The sequence below is a fragment of the Croceifilum oryzae genome (assembly GCF_030814315.1).
In the GTDB taxonomy this organism is placed as follows: domain Bacteria; phylum Bacillota; class Bacilli; order Thermoactinomycetales; family Thermoactinomycetaceae; genus Baia; species Baia oryzae.
Map to the genome: position 1 here is coordinate 61,803 of NZ_JAUSUV010000009.1, position 16,438 is coordinate 78,240.

Annotated in this window: 15 protein-coding genes and 1 other annotated feature; of the genes, 10 read left to right on the top strand and 5 right to left on the bottom strand. The window is 41.7% G+C overall.

Translation table 11 applies throughout. The features are described 5' to 3' along the window. Nucleotides 1–13: 13 nt before the first annotated feature. Nucleotides 14–1,285 carry an NCS2 family permease gene (locus J2Z48_RS11095; RefSeq protein ID WP_307253519.1) on the top strand — a complete coding sequence of 424 codons (1,272 nt, stop codon included), beginning with the start codon at nucleotides 14–16 and terminating at the stop codon, nucleotides 1,283–1,285. Nucleotides 1,286–2,037: 752 nt separating this feature from the next. On the opposite strand, the gene J2Z48_RS11100 is transcribed toward J2Z48_RS11095, so the two are convergent. The 3 genes from J2Z48_RS11100 to J2Z48_RS11110 all read right to left on the bottom strand — a co-directional run bounded on the left by J2Z48_RS11100 (nucleotide 2,038) and on the right by J2Z48_RS11110 (nucleotide 5,177). Further along, nucleotides 2,038–3,009 carry a YpdA family putative bacillithiol disulfide reductase gene (locus tag J2Z48_RS11100; RefSeq protein WP_307253522.1) on the bottom strand — a complete coding sequence of 324 codons (972 nt, stop codon included), beginning with the start codon at nucleotides 3,007–3,009 and terminating at the stop codon, nucleotides 2,038–2,040. 74 nt (nucleotides 3,010–3,083) lie between these two features. Further along, the gene (locus tag J2Z48_RS11105) at nucleotides 3,084–4,367 is read right to left on the bottom strand and encodes a Glu/Leu/Phe/Val family dehydrogenase (RefSeq protein ID WP_370872926.1); all 1,284 of its coding nucleotides are present in this window, start codon (nucleotides 4,365–4,367) and stop codon (nucleotides 3,084–3,086) included. Nucleotides 4,368–4,577: 210 nt separating this feature from the next. Then, nucleotides 4,578–5,177: a genetic competence negative regulator gene (locus J2Z48_RS11110; protein ID WP_131847967.1), complete on the bottom strand. Its 600-nt coding sequence runs from the start codon at nucleotides 5,175–5,177 to the stop codon at nucleotides 4,578–4,580. A gap of 718 nt (nucleotides 5,178–5,895) precedes the next feature. On the opposite strand from J2Z48_RS11110, the gene J2Z48_RS11115 reads away from it, so the two are divergent. From J2Z48_RS11115 to J2Z48_RS11140, 6 genes are all read left to right on the top strand, one after another. After that, a complete protein-coding gene (locus J2Z48_RS11115) occupies nucleotides 5,896–6,105 on the top strand; it encodes a ferredoxin (RefSeq protein ID WP_072330023.1) in 210 nt (69 codons plus the stop codon). 198 nt (nucleotides 6,106–6,303) lie between these two features. Further along, nucleotides 6,304–6,798, top strand: a complete 495-nt coding sequence (locus J2Z48_RS11120) for an inorganic diphosphatase (RefSeq protein WP_307253529.1) — start codon at nucleotides 6,304–6,306, stop codon at nucleotides 6,796–6,798. Nucleotides 6,799–6,920: 122 nt separating this feature from the next. After that, nucleotides 6,921–7,160, top strand: a binding site (T-box leader). A 62-nt stretch (nucleotides 7,161–7,222) separates the two neighbouring features. Continuing rightward, complete coding sequence (locus J2Z48_RS11125; protein ID WP_307253532.1) at nucleotides 7,223–8,380, top strand: pyridoxal-phosphate-dependent aminotransferase family protein; 1,158 nt, start codon at nucleotides 7,223–7,225, stop codon at nucleotides 8,378–8,380. Next, nucleotides 8,373–9,953, top strand: a complete 1,581-nt coding sequence (gene serA / locus J2Z48_RS11130) for a phosphoglycerate dehydrogenase (RefSeq protein ID WP_307253534.1) — start codon at nucleotides 8,373–8,375, stop codon at nucleotides 9,951–9,953. Before J2Z48_RS11125 ends, serA begins: the two co-directional genes overlap by 8 nt. Before the next feature lie 44 nt (nucleotides 9,954–9,997). Then, nucleotides 9,998–10,708 (top strand): SDR family oxidoreductase, encoded by a 711-nt coding sequence (locus tag J2Z48_RS11135; protein WP_307253537.1) that lies wholly within the window; start codon nucleotides 9,998–10,000, stop codon nucleotides 10,706–10,708. A 10-nt stretch (nucleotides 10,709–10,718) separates the two neighbouring features. Then, a complete protein-coding gene (locus tag J2Z48_RS11140) occupies nucleotides 10,719–11,270 on the top strand; it encodes a hypothetical protein (protein ID WP_307253538.1) in 552 nt (183 codons plus the stop codon). Nucleotides 11,271–11,341: 71 nt separating this feature from the next. Here J2Z48_RS11140 and J2Z48_RS11145 read toward each other — a convergent pair whose 3' ends face one another. Continuing rightward, entirely contained in the window at nucleotides 11,342–12,496 is a 1,155-nt protein-coding gene (locus tag J2Z48_RS11145) for a cation:proton antiporter (protein ID WP_307253539.1), read from the bottom strand. Nucleotides 12,497–12,849: 353 nt separating this feature from the next. Here J2Z48_RS11145 and J2Z48_RS11150 point away from each other — a divergent pair, with 353 nt between their 5' ends. The 3 genes from J2Z48_RS11150 to ribD are packed head-to-tail and all read left to right on the top strand — an operon-like array spanning nucleotide 12,850 to nucleotide 15,340. Beyond that, entirely contained in the window at nucleotides 12,850–13,434 is a 585-nt protein-coding gene (locus J2Z48_RS11150; RefSeq protein WP_307253540.1) for a TetR/AcrR family transcriptional regulator, read from the top strand. Further along, entirely contained in the window at nucleotides 13,431–14,621 is a 1,191-nt protein-coding gene (locus J2Z48_RS11155; RefSeq protein WP_307253542.1) for an FAD-dependent monooxygenase, read from the top strand. The genes J2Z48_RS11150 and J2Z48_RS11155 overlap by 4 nt, the downstream gene beginning before the upstream one ends. Continuing rightward, a complete protein-coding gene (gene ribD, locus J2Z48_RS11160) occupies nucleotides 14,618–15,340 on the top strand; it encodes a bifunctional diaminohydroxyphosphoribosylaminopyrimidine deaminase/5-amino-6-(5-phosphoribosylamino)uracil reductase RibD (protein ID WP_307253543.1) in 723 nt (240 codons plus the stop codon). The genes J2Z48_RS11155 and ribD overlap by 4 nt, the downstream gene beginning before the upstream one ends. Nucleotides 15,341–15,453: 113 nt before the next feature. On the opposite strand, the gene J2Z48_RS11165 is transcribed toward ribD, so the two are convergent. Then, nucleotides 15,454–16,362, bottom strand: coding sequence for an EamA family transporter (locus J2Z48_RS11165; protein WP_307253546.1), 909 nt, complete (start codon nucleotides 16,360–16,362; stop codon nucleotides 15,454–15,456). Nucleotides 16,363–16,438 lie beyond the last annotated feature (76 nt).

Here is a 16,438-nt window from a genome sequence, read left to right on the forward strand (position 1 = left end):
GAGGGAATCAATCGTGAAACCACTTCATACACTCTTTGAGTTTGAAAAAAATAATACTACTTTTCAACGAGAAATTACCGCAGGCTTAACCACATTTTTCACCGTAGCCTATATCATTGTGGTAAATAGTTCCATCCTACATGATAGCGGAATCAATCTTCAGATGGCCGTTTTGGCAACTGTTTTTGTCTCGATCTTCGGCTGTCTATTAATGGGGCTATACGCAAACGCTCCTATCGTCCTCGTACCCGGCATGGGTATTAACACGTATTTCACCTATACCATCGTCCAAAATCAAGGATTATCGTGGCAGTCAGCCCTTGGAATCGTCGTAATCTCAGGTCTTATTTTCATACTCGTCGCTTTTACCAGTCTAGGCGTAAAAATTACCAAAGCAATCCCTGCATCTCTTAAGCACGCCATCTCCGTAGGTATTGGTGTCCTGATCACCTTTATCGGTCTACAAAAAGGGGGAATCATCTTGGTTCACCCTCAAACTGGACTTCAATTAGGTAATCTGAGTGACCCACAAGTGATCCTAACCTTAATCGGTCTTTTGATTGCACTCGTATTATTTATACTGGATCTAAAAACAGCATTTTTGCTAACCATTCTTTCCATCACTGGCTTAGCCGCTTATATTGGGATCACAAACTTATCGGCGTCTCAACCTTTACAAATAAGCGAATACAGCTCGTTCTTCGGCTCGTTTTCACTCAAAGACATGGGAAAAGTAGATTTTTGGTTAGCTGTTTTCTCTTTAACCCTTCTCTCTGTATTTGAACATGTTGGCTTGCTTCAAGGACTTCTACCTAACAAAGATCGGTTCGTACGATCCTTAAAAGCGGGTTCCATTACAGCTATGGTATCCGGATTATTTGGCACCAGCCCGACCATTAGCGCAGCCGAAAGTGCAGCCGGAACAGCTGTAGGCGGACGAACCGGGCTAACAGCCGTTACGACTGGACTTGCCTTTGCGGTAACACTATTATTCTTACCATTTATTAATATGATTCCCAACAGCGCTACCTCCCCCATTTTAGTCATCGTCGGAGCACTCATGTTTCAATCCGTAAAAGAGATTCCATTCCATAATCTCAGCGAAGCCATCCCTGCCTTTTTGCTTATCATCTTCATCGGCTTCACACAAAGCATCCCAGATGGAATGGCATTCGGCTTTATCAGCTACGCCGTCGTCCGGATCATCAAGAAAGATTTTCGTAAAGAAAATATTGTGTTATTCGTAATTGCGGGATTGTTTCTGATATCATTGTTTTTGAAGTAAATGAATAGACGCATACAAGAACGCCTCAGCCAATTCGAATGGCTGAGGCGTTCTTCTTTTTGTTCTCACATACTGTTTATATATTCGTGGATACATAAACAGTATAGGCTGCCGTATTGGAGATATTCGTAGCCAAATAAAATGAGAGAGAATTATTGCGTACGACAGGTGTACCCGGCGTAGTGCTAACCCACGTAACTGTAGCAGGTGCCACCTTTCCATTTCGTCCTGTACCCAGTATAGGGATCATGATAATATTACTTTTTAAATAAATATTTATATTGTTTTCAAATAAGTTATTGAAAGGGACAGTATGAATGAAAATAAAAGAACGAGATGATTGGTCACCTGAGCGGAAGGGGTTATCAGCATTCGTAGCTTTACTTATGATCGTGCTTGTACTATTTCAATCTCATGATTAAGTATTTATATCTTCTACTTGGTTGGATCTCGATCATTTTAACGATATACATTTCCAGTCATATCGATCATTTGATCTTCAAACGAAAATGGAATTACTATATTGTCTCCCCTTGCCTACACCTACTCACAAGCCAACTTACTCTATTCGGTCTGATGTTGTATTACAGTGAAGGCGATTTAACTTTCATTCGAGACGATCATCGCTCTTTTCTATTTAAAACAATGGGTATCACATTATCGTATACACTACTATATTGGGTACTAGATGTTTTAAGCAGGTGGATCTTTATGATCTGTATTTATCGAAAAAAACATGAAAAATAGATATCTTATGTAGACCGCTTCCTTATTAGATCTTCTGCTATCTTCCTCCCATGATAACGTCCATTTTCAATAAAAATCTTAGTTGAATCAAATCCTGTAGCCACTACACCTGCTAAATAGGTACCTGAAATGCTCGTTTCCATCGAGTCGCTTAAAATGGGAACATATCGCTCCGAATCGACCTTAACACCCAGCTTCTCTAAAAGAGATAGGTTGGGATGATAGCCGATCATAGCAAATACGACATCAGCCGGAATCGATATCTGTTGCCCTTTCGCGTCCACAATCACCTCATGTGGTGTAATTTCCTGGATCTGCGCTTCCCAGACCATCTTCACTCGTCCATGTTCAATAGCCGCTTCAATTTGTGGTAGCACCCATGCCTTCACGCTAGATGGGAACGCATCTTTACGATATACCATCGTGACATCCGTTCCCGCTAACGATAACTCTAAAGCGGTATCAATAGCAGAGTTACGACCCCCTATGACGACCGCTTTTTGATGCGCATAAGGATGTGCATCTTTAAAGTAATGATGAACATGGGGCAATTCCTCCCCTGATACCTGTAGTAGATTAGGATTATCATAATAACCAGTAGCAAGGATGACATTCCGGGTCTCATAAATCTGCTTCCCTTGGCGGTTTTCACTGGTTATACGGAATCCATCTGGTGTTTGCTGTATATCGATTACTTCTTCATGTGTATGAATCGGAATTTGAAACAGATGAGCAAGTGTACGAAAATACTTGAGTGCCTCTTCCCTACTTGGTCTCTCTTTGGAAGAGATAAAAGGGATTCCACCTATTTCGATCTTATCAGGAGTACTAAAAAATGTCATAGACAACGGGTAGTGATAGATAGAGTTAACAGCACATCCCTTTTCTAGGACGAGTGGCTCGATTCCTGCCTTTTTCAATTCTATAGCTGTGGACAACCCACAAGGGCCCGCACCAATAATAATGGCTTCCTGCATCCAAATTCATTCCTTTTCCAAAAGAAAAACACCCATTTTATAGGGCGTTTTCATATTCAAAATCACTATTCTTATTATACCCAACCTCTGAAGCGTGATGCCTCAGCCATCTTACGTACCCCTACCATGTAGGCAGCCAAACGCATATCCACGCCCCTAGATTCAGCAGCGTTATAAACATTCTCAAAGCCTTTAACCATCACTTTTTCGAGTTTCTCTTCTACTTCTTCCTCAGTCCAGTAATACCCTTGGTTATTCTGAACCCACTCGAAATAAGAAACCGTCACTCCGCCCGCACTTGCGAGTACGTCTGGAACGATCAACACACCACGTTCATGAAGAATCTTCGTCGCTTCTAGTGTCGTTGGACCATTCGCCGCTTCTACTACAATGCCGGCTTTAATGTTATGAGCATTTTTTGCCGTAATTTGGTTTTCAACCGCAGCTGGTACCAAAATATCACAATCAAGCTCTAATAATTCTTGGTTTGTAATCGTCTCTTTAAATAGATTGGTTACGGTTCCGAAAGAATCACGACGCTCAATCAAATATTCTATATCTAAGCCATTTGGATCATGCAAAGCCGCCTGTGCATCGGAAATTCCGATTACTTTTGCACCTGCTTCATGCATAAATTTGGCTAGGAAACTACCTGCATTACCAAAACCTTGAACAACGACTCGCGCGCCTTTTAATTCTAAGCCACGTTTTTTAGCAGCTTCCCCGACCATGATCGTAACACCTTTAGCAGTAGCAGTTTCACGTCCTCGTGATCCTCCAAGTACTAAAGGCTTACCTGTAATAAAGCCAGGTGAATCGAATTCACGAATGCGGCTATATTCGTCCATCATCCATGCCATTACTTGAGAGTTTGTAAATACGTCTGGTGCAGGGATATCCTTGGTAGGTCCAACTAACTGACTAATAGCTCGTACATATCCACGAGAGATACGTTCTAGCTCACCAAATGACATCTTACGTGGATCGCAGATGATACCACCTTTACCACCGCCGTATGGCAAATCGACAATTCCCGATTTTAAACTCATCCAAATTGAAAGCGCTTTCACTTCTGATTCGGTCACATCTGGATGAAAACGCACTCCACCCTTAGTTGGACCCACTGCATCGTTATGTTGTGCGCGATATCCAGTAAATACCTGTACAGAACCGTCATCCATTTTAATGGGGATACGTACAGTCAATACACGTTGTGGTTCCTTTAGCAATTCATACATCGCTTCTGAATACCCAAGCTTATCAAGTGCTTCTTTAATAACCGTTTGTGTTGATACAAGTACATCTAGATTTTCCTGTTCACGAGACTCCTGACCTGTGGCCATCGTATGTTGTCCCATCATTACCACCTCGAAGAGTAATTACAAATAAAAGAAAAAGACTGAAACATGTAGAAATGTAATAGCAAACCAAGTATACACCAATTATATTAGGTAAGAGAACCCCTATCACTACCACACTCTACTACATTATGATCCCAGAATCAATTGCATAGAATACAAAATGGGTTTTTATTGATGACAAAAAGCACGTCCTACGCCGGACGTGCCTTAATCACTTGTACCAAAACATTTATTAATCTCACGGATCGCATTATTCCCCCAGATTACTTTGCCATACTCAGTAAGAACAGCATCCGTGACAGTAGAGGCTTCTCCATACTCAGATAACATTGCGACCAGTGTATCCAGATTAGGTGCTTCCAATCCTTCATCTAGCACTAGATAGTAAACATCTTGGTAGGTGTATACTCTTCCACCTTGAGGAATAATTGACTTCATGCGTATCGCTGCCTGAATCAGATACTCGAGGTCAGAGAACCGGAAAATCACTCGATCCGTCTCTTCCATAGTGACTTCTAACTCATACATATCATCCGTATCAAAGTCATCATCGCTTGCCTGTGGTGTACGACCACGAGTTACCACCACAACCATACCTTGTGCAGGCATTGCAAACACCTCTACTGCAACAGGTCCAGCAATCTCAAAGCCCAATTCTTGGTATGCATGCTCCATCATATCGTTGAACAATTCATGTACCTTAGGGATATCACGCCACATGTCTTCTTTCTTGATCCCGCGATCCATGAGATCGTCTAAGGTCAAGAAGAAACGGACCTTGTCTCCCCCTAGACGCTCGACACGCATGATTAACCCTCCCTCACTGGAGACCTCCACACAACATATAATATGTGGAGAAAGAGTGAACCGTTCCGTCCTCGGGTCTCCATTTCTTTCTTCTTTTATTTTACACGATTTACTAAGCTTTTGCATTAGTCACTCAAAGCCACGTGGTGGTTTTCTGTTTCTTTACCCATCTTTTCCCCTCTTGTAAACCTATTAACAAACAAAAAAGAAGAGTAATCAACGGAGAGGACCAGATTAATAACAAAAGAAGTACTATGTATCCTAGACAGATAAAAAATTCACTATTTATCCCTTTCCGCGTCCATTCCCAAGACTCCAACAACATGCCAAATGCATACAAAAAGTTCGTAATGCATAAAAAAATACTGCTGATATACAATAACATAACAATCAGGAAGCGATAGTTTAGATATTGCCACCAACTATTTGTGTTAGTGTATTCTACGCTCACTGTCACCAAAACAAGCAAAACTGTAAACAGAAGCAAGAAAATCTTTCGCACCATCATAGTATGTTTCTCCTTTAATGTTTGAAACTAGTCTATGAGCTTAGACAAGCAAACATCCTTCTCCATTAATGAAATAACAAAAAAATCTTGATCTTTTCACAATGAGCCTTCTGTTTTCCCTTGCAATCTGTAGGAAATCGTTCTAAAATGAGGTTTGGAAGTGGACTTTGTTCACAATTTTGCTTGATAAACGAGAGGGGTTTGAAACCTATGCGTACTTGGGTTGATAAAGACACATGTATTGCTTGTGGCGCATGTGGAGCAACCGCACCAGACGTGTATGATTACGATGAAGATGGTATCGCATTCGTAATCCTCGACGACAATACTGGTACTGCTGATGTACCTGATAATTTACATGATGATGTTCGCGACGCTCAAGAAGGTTGTCCAACTGATTCTATTAAAGTTGAAGACTAATATTTTCTGAGACTGCACTCATTCATATGTGTGATTGCAACTACAATACCTAGTGAACTTCTGTTCAAGTTTACTAGGTATTGTTTTTTATTTGCTTCCTCTCCAGAAACTGAATACAATGGGAATAGACGAAAACGATAGCAAAACTCGCTACACACGATCGTCCATTACATACCGTATTACATAGGAGGAACCCTTATGTCTAAAGAACTAGTAGTAGATGCTTTTATCGAAATTCCTACAGGAAGTCAAAACAAATATGAATTTGACAAAGAAAACGGTGTATTCCGTCTGGATCGTGTATTATTTTCTCCTATGCACTATCCAACCGAATACGGCTACTTAGAAGGAACTCTTGCTAAAGATGGTGATCCACTTGACATCTTAGTTCTTACAAGCTTCCCAACCTTCCCAGGTTGCGTTATCTCTAGCCGTGTAGTTGGCGTATTAGTCATGTCAGATGACAAAGGCCAAGATGAAAAAGTACTTGCTGTCCCAACAGAAGATCCACGTTTTAAAGATATCAAATCCTTGGATGACGTAACCAATCATGTGAAGAAAGAAATCGAGCATTTCTTCCGCGTCTACAAAGATCTTGAAAACAAAACCACTGTCATCGATGGTTGGAAAGACGCAGATTTCGCCGCGAATCTATACCAAGAATGCTTAGATCGTTATCAAAGCAATAAATAAAAATAAAAACAGTCTGAGAGAGCCAAATCGGCTCTCTTTCTTATTAATCTGTTTAAAAACACGAATTAAAACTCGTTGACTCGTTATATTATTCGTGTTAATGTAAATGAAACTTCAAATATGACATTACTTTGATGGAGCCAAGTGAATGCATTCACTCTCAGAGAGCCGGTGGTAGGTGCGAATCGGCAGGAAATCATTCATCGAGCACTCCGGAGTAGACTAGCTGAACTCTATCGATAGTAGGCTAGTACGGTGGAAACCGTTATCCCATGTGTCGATTTCTTTTATTTCGACCAGCAAGGTCATATGTGTGAGCATATGACAAACTGAGGGTGGCACCACGACCTTTCGTCCCTCATCCATAATAGGATGAGTATGGGATGAAAGGTCTTTTTTATTTACTTAGAGGAGGATTATCCCTATGACATTTTCGGAAAAGTTTCACCTGCGCATCCCTGGGCCTACGCCTATCCCACCACGAGTTCAACAAGCGATGAATCAACCGATCTTCGGACATCGCAGTCAAGAAGCTACACAGCTCATTCGCGAATGTAGTCAACAACTAAAGCCTATCTTTGGCACAGAGCAAGACCCACTCATTCTCACTAGTAGCGGTACATCTGCTTTAGAAGCGGCTGTGATCAACACATTATCGCCAGGAGACGAAGCTCTCGTGATTGTCACAGGCGCATTTGGAGACCGTTTTGCTAAAATCGTGGAGCGTTATGGTTTCACGCTTCATCGTCTCGATATCGAATGGGGAAAATCATGTAGACCTAAACAGTTACAAGTAGCACTCGAGCAACATCCTAAGACAAAAGCGGTCTTTGTCACGTATTGTGAAACGTCTACAGGTGTCTTGAATCCGATTCAAGAACTATCTCAAGTGGTTCGCACTCACTCAGAAGCTCTCTTCATCGTAGATGGTGTGAGTTGCTTAGGAGCTGTACCTTGCCAAATGGATGACTGGGGACTTGATATCGTGGTGACCGGTTCGCAAAAAGCTCTTATGTTGCCACCAGGATTAGCGTTTATCGCCGTCAGTGAGCGAGCATGGGAGCTAATCGAACAGAATCAAACACCTAGCTTCTATCTGAATTTACTTCAATATCGAAACAGCTTATCACAAAGCACGACCCCTTATACTCCGGCTGTCTCACTTCTCCTCGGTCTAAAAGAAGCCTTATGTATGTTAGAAGAAGAAGGATTCGAGCAAGTCTTCCAGCGACATGAGCTACTAATGAAGATGTGCCGAGCAGGCGTACAAAGCCTCGGTCTCACTCTCATGGCAAGTGACCAGGACGCCTCTCCTACGGTTACCTCGATCTACGGTGGAGCTGAGGCATGGAGCTCGGAAGAAGTAAGAAAGCACTTGAAACAATTACGCGTCTTAGTAGCAGGTGGCCAACAACATCTTAAAGGACAGATTTTCCGGATCGGCCATATGGGCTACTGCGATGCTCTCGACGTAATAACCGTTTTAAGCGCACTCGAAATCGCCCTTATCCAAGCAGGAGTTCCGATCTCACTTGGCTCTGGCGTAAAAGCAGCCCAGGAGGTGTACCTTAACCATGTATAAAGTATTAATTACCGATCCACTAAGCGATCTAGGAATCGAAAAATTACTACAAGCAACCGATGTGAAAGTAATTCGTCAAACCAATTTAACCCCTGAGCAACTTCTTATTGCGATCGAAGATGCTGATGCCCTGCTCGTACGTAGCCAAACGAAGGTAACGGCTGATGTCATCGCTAAAGGGAAAAAGCTAAAGGTAATTGGTCGGGCAGGAGTCGGTGTGGATAACATTGATATCTCGGCTGCTACCAAGCATGGTGTCATTGTTATCAATGCACCCGATGGAAACACCATCTCAACGGCTGAACACACCTTTGCCATGATGATCTCCCTCGCCCGTAACATTCCGCAGGCTTACCGCTCTACGATCCAAGGGGAATGGAAACGGAAAGAGTTTGTAGGGATAGAGCTAAATAAAAAGACCCTCTCCATCATTGGATTAGGACGAATTGGGGCTGAACTAGCTAAGAAAGCAAAAGCATTTCGCATGCAGGTGGTCGCCTTCGACCCATATCTAACCGAAGAACGTGCAGAGAAGTTAGGTGTACAAAAAGCGACTCTTCACGAAGCGATTGCACAAGGGGATTTTATTTCGGTTCATACTCCTCTGACAAAGCAAACCCATCATCTAATCAGTGACAATGAATTTTCCATGATGAAAGACGGCGCTCGCATCCTAAACTGTGCTCGTGGAGGCATTATTGACGAGGATGCCCTGTACAAAGCGTTAGTAGAAGGAAAAGTAGCAGGAGCCGCTCTGGATGTATTTGAGGTAGAGCCTCCTGTCCAACCTTCTCTATTTGAGTTAGATCAAGTAATCGTGACTCCTCACTTAGGAGCCTCTACTGTGGAAGCTCAAGAAAATGTGGCGATCGACGTATCGGAAGAAGTGCTCAAAGTATTACGCGAGGAAGCATTTAAAAATGCAGTAAACTTACCTTCTATCCCAGCAGATCTCCAACAAAAAATTGCTCCTTATCAAACTCTAGTAGAAAAACTAGGTGAGTTTGTGGCTCAGATCTCGAAAGGGGCACTAAAGAAGATCACTGTTACGTATGCAGGTGAAGTGGCAAACATGGAAGTGGCACCACTCACACGTACCATTCTAAAGGGAGTTCTTTCTCACCATCTTTCGGGTGTCAATTATATCAACGCTCCTGAAATTGCCAAACAACGTGGGATTCAGATCGTGGAGCAAAAATCATCCCATGATCACGGATTTACCCAACTAATCCGCGTAAACGTAGAAACAGAACAAGATTCCTATAGCGCAGAAGGAACCCTCCTAAATGGATTTGGGGCCCGCATCACCAAAGTAAACGGCTATTCGGTTGATCTATCCCCTACTGGGCATCTTCTCTTTATTCAGCATCAAGACCAACCAGGGGTAATCGGTAAAGTGGGAACCTTACTCGGCGTCTATGAAGTCAATATCGCTACCATGCAAGTAGGACGCGAAACCATCGGTGGGCAAGCGATTATGCTCCTCCATATTGATAAAGCAATCGATGAAGCGTTGCAAGCAGAATTACAAAAAGTCGATTCCATCCAAAAGGTGACGATCTTAGAATTGTAGTCTAAAATGAAAGAGGACTCGAAAAGAAGGGATGAACGAACCTTATGACCAACCATTCTCCTATAAAAGCCGCTCTTGTAACAGGGGCTAGTAAAGGTCTTGGTAAGGAAATCGTACGACGCTTTGCTTCCGCAGGGATTTACGTCCTAGCAACTGCTCGAAGTGCCCGGAAACTAGAAGAACTTCAGGCAGAGTTCCCAGACCATGTTATTAGCTTCCCTGGTGATATCGCAGACAGCTCTCATGTGAAACGTTTGGTCGAGCAGGCGATTCATTCCTTTGGAAGACTTGACTTCGTCATTAACAATGCAGGACTCGCCCATTTTGCCCCCGTTGAAGATCTAACCGAAAATCAATGGGACGAAATGATGAGTGTCAATCTCAAAGCAGCCTTTTTAACATGTAAATACGCCATCCCCCATCTAAAAAAGACGCAGGGCCACATTGTCAATATTTCTAGCGTAGCTGGGACGGAGGCATTTGCCCGCGGTGCAGGTTATTGCGCATCCAAATTTGGGATGATGGCATTATCGGATGCCCTAACTCAAGAATTAAAGCCACATTATGTAAAAGTAAGTACACTTTGTCCCGGTTCGATTCAGACCGAGTTCAGTGCCAATCCAAAAAGTTATTCGCTTCATGCATCTGATGTCGCTGAATCGGTCTATCAGATTATCACCGCACCAGCCAATATGATTATTGGACGTGTCATCATGCGTCCAGTCGTACCAGTAGACTTTCAAAATAAGAAATGAGGATTTTTAGTTGAAATCTTTTGTAATCGAAACAACTCTTCAAGCTCCTGTGGAGTATGTCTATGATTATCTCTGCGATGCCGAACGAGAAATCGCAAATAATCAAGGGAAAATCATCGATGCAGTCTATGATACGACAGAAGCTGGAGGACATCTCATTCTCTCCTATCAAGTTGATCTAAGTCTTGCTATCGTTCGAGAAGTACTTCACTTTCAAGAAAAGGTGAAAAATCAATCCATCCTCTCGCGATTTCAATACGAACGCTACTCGATTAGCGAACACATTCAGCTACAAGCAGATTCCGAAACAAGTACCCGTATTCGAATCGAATACAAACCCAAATCAGATACGTTCTATAACATTACAACGTTTGGGATGAATCGAATTGATACCAAGCGAATGGCAGAACAACTGTATAGCCTAAAAGCCATCGCGATTCGAGATATCGAAGACCTGTATCTTCGCACACACAGCGCCTACTCCGCATTTCCAGTACGCCATCAGGTTAGCAAGGAAGAAATGAAAGAACTATTAAAGCGTAAGTCCGTTGTAAGAGTGTAGCACGCACTTTCATAAGCTAAAAAACGAATAGAGCAACCACACCCTTTTATACGAAGGTGTGGTTGCTCTATTTACGTAACGGTTTCATGATTTGCTTCTAATTTCGAAAATAATTTCTTTAGCAATGGCGGTGTAATAAGAGTAGTCAAAATCACAACAGTAATAATGGCTGTAAAATACTCTTGCTTTAGTAAATGCGCCTCCAATCCAATCGCCGCGATAATAAGAGCAACCTCTCCTCTTGATACCATCCCTGCACCAATTCCAAGCGCAGAACGACGATGAAAACCTGTTAGTCTAGCACCAAGTCCTGAACCTAACAACTTAGTTAAGACGGCCACAATCGTAAGTCCCACGATAAACCACAATTGACCTCCCATGCCAACAAACGAAACGGATAAACCAATGCTGACAAAAAAGATGGGCACAAAAAAGGCGTATGCAATGGGTTCGATTTTTTGCTCTACTACGCGTCTATAAGGTGTTTGGGAAATAGCAACTCCAGCGGCAAATGCCCCGATAATAGCGGCTACACCTAGAGATTCTGCTAAATAAGCAAAAAAGAAACACAGAACGAGTGCTGTACTCACTACCGACTCTGATACTCTCCAAGAGCTAAACTTGTTCATGATCCAAGGAACAGCTTTCCATCCAAGAAGTCCAATCGCGACAAAAAAGATCAATTTCTTAAACAGTACCGCTCCTAAGCTAACCTCTTCCGCAGTCAGCAAGCTCATCATGACTGCCAGACCCACCACTACCAAGATATCGTCCAACACCGCGGCACCCAAGATAGTAGCACTCTCTCGGCTCTTTAAATGCCCTAACTCTTTTAGCGTCTGTGCAGAGATGCTAACCGAAGTCGCAGATAGTAGTAATCCTAGGAAAAGAGCGTGAGACTGACTTAATCCCATCACTAATCCAACCAAATACCCTCCCAAAAGCGGGAATATGATACCTCCCACTGCAACCGCAATCGAAGAATTCCGGTTCTGACGTAACGATTTCACATCCGTCTCCAATCCTGCGATAAACATCAACAAGATCACGCCGATTTCACTAAGTTGATGAATGATCTCTGATTCTTGAATCCAGCCAAATACAGCCGGTCCAATGATAATACCGATTATCAACTTTCCAAGAACAGCTGGTTGCCCAAGCCTTATGCTAATTTCACCCGCTATTTTCGTCGCAAGCAAAATGATTAAAATCTCTACAAATAGCATATAGCACCCCCTCCCTTCACAATCTCCTTTAGTAGTATCGATGGAAAGCGTCGTCAAATCCAATGTCATCATCATTTAAAATGGCAAGAAACATAACAAATCATCCCTCCTCTTTTCAAAAAGCAAAAAGAACCTGTCGTATAGGGAACTCTCCACCTAAAAATAGGCAGAAAGACCCCTGCATGACAGGCTCCTCCGAATTTAGTCGTATTTATTTCTATATGGTTATTATATTGTATCTCCCTTAGACAAGTAAAGATAATTTGTTGACTTGATGTTTATTCGGAAATAGAATAGAATAATGACCACAGTCATATATGACTGTGGTCATTATTCTAGGTGGTGATTCATTTATGTTAAGAGAAGCCAAGAAAAAAGCTCTAAAAGAAAAAATTTTCTTGCAATCTATGCGCTTATTTGTTGAAAAGGGATTTGATCATGTAACCATAGAAGAAATTACCCAATCGTGCGGGATTGCCAAAGGAACTTTCTATAATTATTTTCCTCAAAAAGAGTCGATTTTACTTTATTTAGGCTCATCTCAAATGGAATTCATACAACAAAATATTTCAAAGTATGCTCATCTAGAAATAAAAGAAAGGATCTTCCAGCTTTTTGATGACCTCACTAGTCGTTATCTAGAACATCCAGAGCTAATAAGGGTTTTCCTCTCAGAGATGATCCGATCCTCAGGACTAATGAAAGAAGAACAGAAAACGATTGATCACTTTAGATCTGTGTTAATAAAAATGATTGATGAAGCTAAACAATCTAAGCAAATAGTAGGAAATCCATCCTCTGAGCATGTTATCTCTGTGTTAATGGCTATATATTTTTATTCCTTAGTGAATTGGAGTATCGTTAATTCTGATAAAAAGGAGTTAAAGAGTATGGTTCGCAATCAACTAGAAATTGTTTGGAAGGGGATTCATTCATGAAAAAAAAAGTCATTATAATAGGCGGTGGAATAGCAGGTCTCAGCGCTGCCATTGCTTTGCAGAAGCTTGGATTCGATGTGAATATTTATGAGGAATATCCAGAACGGAAGCCTGCTGGTGCTGGGATAGTGCTCGCATCCAATGCTTTAAAAGGATTAGATCATCTAGGTATTTATCAACTAGTTAAGAATCACGGCAGATCCATTCATGGACTTACACTTTTATCAGAAAAAGGAAAGCACTTATCTAAGCAAATTATTCCATCTCCGTTTGAACAAATATCCATTCACAGAGCAGATTTACATCTCCTATTAAGCTCGGCTGTACAACCGGATACAGTTTATATGGGAAAGAAGTGTATTCACTTTGAACAGGATGAAACTGGGGTAACTGTATTTTTTCAAGATCATAGTAAGGCTACCGGAGATTTTTTACTTGCTACTGATGGCATACACTCTGTTATCCGAAAAAATCTACTACCTTCCACGCAACTTCGTTATGCAGGTTACACTTGCTGGAGAGGTGTTATTACTCAAAGTAATGTCAATTGTATTCCAGAAGATGCTACTGAAACCTGGGGGATCAAAGGGAGATTTGGTATAGTGCCATTACCTAATCAACAAATCTACTGGTACGCCTTAATCAATGCACCTTATCAAAGCACGCGATACTCTGCATATCAAGCAAAAGATCTATTCGAACATTTTAAAGATTATCATGATCCGATTCCTAGTATTTTGAATGGTAATACGAACAACAAGATGATTCATAATGATATTATCGATATTCCATCTCTTCAACGATTTGCCTTTCATCGAATACTTTTGATGGGCGATGCTGCACATGCCATAACTCCAAATTTAGGACAAGGAGCATGTCAAGCTATCGAAGATGCTGTTGTCCTTGCCCATTGTTTAAAAAATAATCCATCTGTTCATGAAGCATTTTCTGAGTTTGAGGCCAAGCGATTAAAAAGAACAGAAACAATCTCACGATATTCACGGTTAGTAGGAAAAATGGCCCAAGTGGATAATCCATTTCTTTCTTTATTACGAAATACACTATTAAAACGAATACCTAAATCTGTGAACCGCAAGCAACTTGAATATCTGTATAAAGTTGACTTTAACTCACACTTGGGTAATATAACCAATAACATTGAAAAAACACAGGAGGATGGATCGTGATCGTGAAGCATCTCAAAAAGCTCAAGGAAGAAGCAGATTCCTACTATAAACAGACAGGGTTACCCTTTGTTGTACTAAAGTCAGCTATGACACTAGACGGAAAAATTGCTACTTCGAAAGGAGATAGCCAATGGGTAACGGGAGAGACATCGAGACATCATGTTCATGAATTACGGCACATCTATGATGGAATTATGATCGGCGTAGACACGGCTATAAAAGATCGGCCACAACTGACAACTCGCTTGCCCGATGGAAATGGGAGAAATCCCATTCGGATCATCGCGGATAGTCAGTTACGCTTGCCACTTGATTCACCGTTGGTAGATACAAGCGAGGCGCAGACATGGATGCTTTGTGCAGATGCGGCAGATATAGAGAAGGAAAAACGATTGGTGGAGTATGGAGTGAAAGTGCTTCGTACAGGTAATGGATCGCGAGTGGGATTACATAAAGCAATGGAGAGGCTCGGGAAAAATGGGATTCAGTCCATTTTGCTTGAAGGCGGAGGTCAGTTGAATTGGTCGATGCTGGAGGCTTCTCTTGTTCAGAAGGCAATGATTTTTATCGCTCCAAAATTGCTTGGTGGTAAGGATAGTATTTCCCCTATTTCAGGCGAAGGATTTTCTCAGATGGGACTAGCTGTTCAACTGGATAAGCTTGCGATCGATTGTTTTGGTGAGGATATTTGTATAAGTGGGTATCCCATTTATAAATAAAATAATCCTACTTAATCATCAGCTCTCATCGTTAACTATGACTTAATTAAAATTTCAAACTTATCTATTTAGAGGGGATGCCCCCCTCTCTTGTTTTTTAGTCAGGTCTATATTTATTCCACTAATTTCATCTTCTTTTCACTACTAGCACGACGTAACTCGGAGAACCCAATTCCTACGAGAATAAGAATGGTTCCCACCCATTGGATCATCGAAACAGATTCACTTAATAAAAGGGCAGATGTTAAGATAACAACTGGCAGTTCGACTGATCCTAAGATCGAAGCCATGCCCGACCCAATATGCGGTATCCCAATCGCAAATAAATAGGAAGGAATGAGAGAACCAAACAATCCTAGTAAGAGTCCCCAAGCCCACAGACCATCCAGTAACGTTCCGTCTACTAAAAAGGTCGGCGGATAAACTCCAAATATGGCAATCAAGGTCCCAGTGATCATCCAAGCACCTCGAAGGGTAGGATGAACGGTTGGCGCTAGCGTTCCATTGAAATAGATAAACCCTGTATAACCGATAGCAGAAAGAAGACCATAGAAAACTCCAATCCCAGAGAGATTAGACAGCTCCTCTGCTGAAATTCCTGCCGCTAAGAACGTTCCTAGTAAAATAACAACAATAGAAATAAGTTCATCCTTCGTTGGCTTTCGGCGTGATTTTACACACTCGATTAACATACCCATCCAGGTGAACTGGAACATCAAGATAATCGCAAAGGATGCTGGCGTTGTTTGTAAGCATAGGTAATAGGTAACTCCTGTAATGGCAGAAAACGCACCACCAAGTAATAGTGATATGAGATCTTTACGGCTGATTTGTTTTTTTCTCCACTCCAAACGGACCCGATATGCCAAGTACCACATACCGATTACTCCGAAAAACACCTGACTTCCTGACACTTGTGCAGGGCTATATCCCTTGGCATAGGCTAATTTAACAAAAAGGCTAATAAATCCATATGAAATTCCGGCAATTAACACTAGTATGGATGCTTTAATACGACTCAACGCTAACCCCTCCATATTACAAAACGAGGTAGACCTCTTGACCGGAAAAATTTCCATAAGAGGTCCACCTTGTTTG